Source organism: Streptococcus bouchesdurhonensis, assembly GCF_948472335.1.
Genome location: NZ_CAOKTW010000033.1, coordinates 1 through 4,271, shown reverse-complemented (window position 1 = coordinate 4,271; position 4,271 = coordinate 1). Strand labels below are relative to the sequence as shown.

The 4,271-nt window shown below is 42.4% G+C and carries 4 protein-coding genes; all 4 read right to left on the bottom strand.

Annotated elements, in window-relative coordinates; genetic code table 11:
• Positions 1-45 precede the first annotated feature (45 nt).
• Positions 46-522 carry an acetolactate synthase small subunit gene (gene ilvN, locus QMQ21_RS19100; RefSeq protein WP_001253803.1) on the bottom strand — a complete coding sequence of 159 codons (477 nt, stop codon included), beginning with the start codon at positions 520-522 and terminating at the stop codon, positions 46-48.
• Positions 515-2,215 (bottom strand): acetolactate synthase large subunit, encoded by a 1,701-nt coding sequence (locus tag QMQ21_RS19095; protein ID WP_000411733.1) that lies wholly within the window; start codon positions 2,213-2,215, stop codon positions 515-517. Before QMQ21_RS19095 ends, ilvN begins: the two co-directional genes overlap by 8 nt.
• A 205-nt stretch (positions 2,216-2,420) precedes the next feature.
• Positions 2,421-4,088 (bottom strand): DAK2 domain-containing protein, encoded by a 1,668-nt coding sequence (locus tag QMQ21_RS19090; protein ID WP_000036650.1) that lies wholly within the window; start codon positions 4,086-4,088, stop codon positions 2,421-2,423.
• A gap of 2 nt (positions 4,089-4,090) precedes the next feature.
• On the bottom strand, positions 4,091-4,271 hold a 181-nt coding region (locus tag QMQ21_RS19085), incomplete at its 5' end, for an Asp23/Gls24 family envelope stress response protein (protein ID WP_261814980.1).

Here is a 4,271-nt window from a genome sequence, read left to right as displayed (position 1 = left end):
CATTTATTGCCTTTTAGGCTGGTTTAACAAATTTAAGTTGGATTTTTAGTCACGGGTAAATCCAGTTGCACCCGTTCGAGCAATATTGCGAATACCGTACGGTCGAATGACTCGTAATAGAGCTTCACTCTTTTCAGCATTTCCTGTCATCTGAATGGTAATCGAGCTTGGCGCTACGTCTACCACTGTTGCACGGAAAGGTTGAATAATCGCTAGAATCTCAGCTCGCTTCTCAGCTGGCGCTGACATCTTAACCAAAATCACCTCGCGCTCCAAATGAGGCTTGTCTGTAATATCACGAATGCGAATCACATCAATCTGACGATTGAGTTGCTTGATAATTTGCTCCACTTCATCATGAGAAGCAACATCAATAATAATGGTGATACGCGATACATTCGGATCTTCTGTTGCTCCAACAGAGATGCTTTCAATATTAACCTGACGACGAGATAAGACACCTGTAAAGCGATTGAGGACTCCTGAACGATTTTGTAGTTTTGCTGTTAACATTCTACGCATGGAACTTCACCCCCAACATCTCATGATTACTCTTACCAGCCGGTACCATTGGTAACACCTGTTCCTTACGAGAAATATCTACCTCAATTAGCATAGGAACATGCTCAGTGATGACTTCAAGGTCTTGAGCCAAGGTCTCAGGATTGTCAAACTTATAGTTTTTAATACCATAAGCCTGCGCCATCAATTGGAAATCAGGAAGGGTATCAAAGACCGACTCTGATGTTCTTCCTTCATAGAAGGATTCCTGCCACTGGCGAACCATTCCAAGTGAATGATTGTTCAGCATAACCACCTTGATTGGCACTTTGTAAATATTCAAAATAGCCAACTCCTGGTTGGTCATTTGGAAACCACCATCCCCAACAAACAAGACTACTTCCTTATCTGGGTTAGCAATTTTAGCCCCGATTGCTGCTGGAATTCCGAATCCCATGGTTCCTAAACCACCTGAAGTCACTAACTGACGTTCATTTTGGTAGGGATAATACTGGGCTGTCCACATTTGGTGTTGACCAACATCTGTTACCACAATGGCATCTCCATTCGTCAATTCACCAATGCGTTCAATAACTGCTTGCGGTTGAACCACACGCTCTTTCTTATCATAAGAACGAACACGGTTCTTGTCTTTAGTAACTTTCTCAATCCATTTCTCAGTATTGTTATGAACTGTCGGTTCTGCTAGCAACATTTGCAAGGCTTTCTTAGCATCTCCAACTACAGGAATATCTGCACTGATAATCTTGCCAATCTCGGCTGGGTCAATATCAATATGGGCAACCTTAGAATTCTTAGCAAAAGTCTTTGGATTTCCTGTCAAACGGTCATCAAAACGAGAGCCAATACTAATCATAAAGTCCGTCTCTGTCATGGCAATATTCGCTGCGAAAGAACCGTGCATCCCCCCCATTCCAAGGAAGAGTGGGTGAGTCGTTGCAATTGTTCCTTGACCTAAGAGAGTTGTTACGACTGGAATTTGATAGCGTTCTGCAAATTCATTTAATTCTGCCGCAGCCTCAGCATAACTAATTCCACCACCAGCTAACAAGACTGGCTTTTTAGCCTTGGACAATTGCTTCAAGATTTTCTTGATTTGCATATCATTTGGTTCAAGAGTCGGCTGATAGCTTGGTAGGTTCACTTCTGGTGAATAAATGAAGTCTGTTTCTAAAGCAGATACGTCTTTAGGTAGGTCAATGACGACTGGCCCTGGACGGCCTGTAGTCGCGATATGGACAGCTTCCGTGATGATACGCGGAATATCAGCTGTCTCACGAACTTGGTAATTGTACTTAGTGATTGGCATGGTAATTCCCACGATGTCTGCCTCCTGAAAGGCATCCTTCCCAATCCCTGCTCGCCCTACCTGACCTGTAAAGACCAAAAGGGGAACACTATCGCTCATGGCATCCGCAATCCCTGTAATGGCATTTGTTGCTCCCGGTCCGCTAGTAACGACGGCAACACCCAACTTTCCAGTTGATTTAGCATAACCTTCAGCTTCATGCAGACAACCTTGCTCATGGCGTCCTAGAATGTGGTGAATACCTTTAAAATTATATATCGCATCATAAAAAGGCAAGACTGCACCACCAGGATAACCAAAGATGGTATCAATTCCTAAATCACGAAGTGTTTCCAAAACTAGGTCCGAACCCGTCTTAGGAGATTCTAAACTGATTTTCTCCATTGTTTCCCTTTCTTTCCTCTTAAAAATAACTTGTTACTATCATACCATTTTTTAAAAAATTTTCAAGAGAAAAGAAGAAATTTTCTGAATTTTCTATTTTAACGTTTATTTATGAATGTTATTTTTGTTTTTATTAAAAAGATACCGTTTTCATTTACTAAAAAAGAAAAAAGAACTGATTTCTCAGTCCTTCATTAATCGGCTCTTATTCCACACTAAATAGATAGGGGTAAACAGGTTGTTGACCTTGGTGGATTTCAACTTCAAGATCCTCAAATTCTTCTGCGATTTCTTGAGCGATTTCATTGGCAAGTTCTTCGCTTCCGTCTTCACCGACATAGAAGGTTACGATTTCACTGTCTTCATCCAACATATGTTTCAAAGTTTCTGCCAAGGTTTGGTGCATGTCAGGGTTTGACACGAGGATTTTCCCATCCACCATACCTAGATTATCGTTTTCATGGATTTCTAAACCATCGATCGTTGTATCACGCACGGCTGTTGTGACGCTTCCGCTAACGACATCGCTAAGAGCAGCTGTCATACGCTCTTGGTTTTCTTCAATGGACTTGCTTGAATCAAAGGCAAGAAGACTTGTCAAACCTTGAGGAAGAGTGCGAGCCTCTACCACTACTGCTGGTTGCTCCAAAACTTCTGCCGCAGATTGAGCTGCCATGAAGATATTCTTGTTATTTGGCAGGAAGATGATGTTACGGGCATTGACCTGTTCAACAGCCTTGATAAAGTCTTCTGTTGAAGGGTTCATGGTTTGACCGCCTTCGATAACATAATCCACACCTTGAGAACGGAAGATATCTGCTAGACCTTTACCAGCCACCACAGCAATCAAAGCATACTCTTTTTCTTCAGCTGGCTTGCTAACTTGGGCAGTTTCTTTCTCAATCTGTGCTTCGTGTTGGTTACGCATATTGTCAACTTTTACCTTGACCAAGCTACCATATTTTAGACCTTCTTGCATGACAAGTCCTGGATCTTCTGTATGGACATGGACTTTGACGATTTCATCATCATTGACAACGAGGAGAGAATCTCCAAGTTCATTCAAGTAGTTACGGAATTCATCGTAGTCAAAATCTTTGGCATAGGTTGGACCTTGCTTAAGAGCTACCATGATTTCAGTACAGTAACCAAAGTTGATATCCTCAGTCGCCACATGACCAGCCACAGACTTGTGGTGCTCTGCATTGATCATTTCACTCATATTGGCAGGAGTCGCTACAAAGTCCTCAGATGCAATATATTCACCAGTAAGGGCAGAAAGGAAACCTTCGTAGATAAAGACCAATCCTTGACCACCTGAGTCCACAACGCCAACTTCCTTCAATACTGGAAGCATGTCTGGCGTTTTAGTTAGAGCTGTTTTAGCACCTTCCAAGGCTGCGCGCATGACTTCAACAGCATCATCTGTTTGCTCAGCTTTTTTCTTAGCACCGATAGCAGCCCCACGAGAAACTGTCAAAATCGTTCCTTCAACTGGTTTCATCACTGCCTTATAGGCAACTTCAACACCTGATTGGAAGGCAAGGGCCAAGTCTTGACCTGTTAACTCGTCTTTATCCTTGATGGCTTGTGAAAATCCACGGAAAAGCTGAGACATAATAACTCCTGAGTTCCCACGCGCACCCATCAAAAGCCCTTTAGCAAGAATGCTCGCTACCTCTCCAACTGTAGAAGCTGGCTTGTCTGCAACTTCTTTAGCTCCATTTTCGATGGTCATCCCCATGTTTGTTCCAGTATCTCCATCTGGAACAGGGAAGACGTTTAATGAATTGACATATTCAGCTTGCTTATTCAAGCGAGTTGATGCAGCCTGCACCATTTCTTGAAATAAGCTAGTAGTAATTTTTGACACGGTTATTCTCCTACAACTTTGATATTTTGAATGTAGACATTTACAGTCTGAGCAGTAATTCCAAGCTGGTTTTCCAAGCTAAAGGCAACACGCTCTTGAATGTTTTTTGACACTTCACTAATCTTTGTTCCGTAGCTTAACACGGTATACACATCAACTGCAATGCTTCCATCTTCGGCTGCC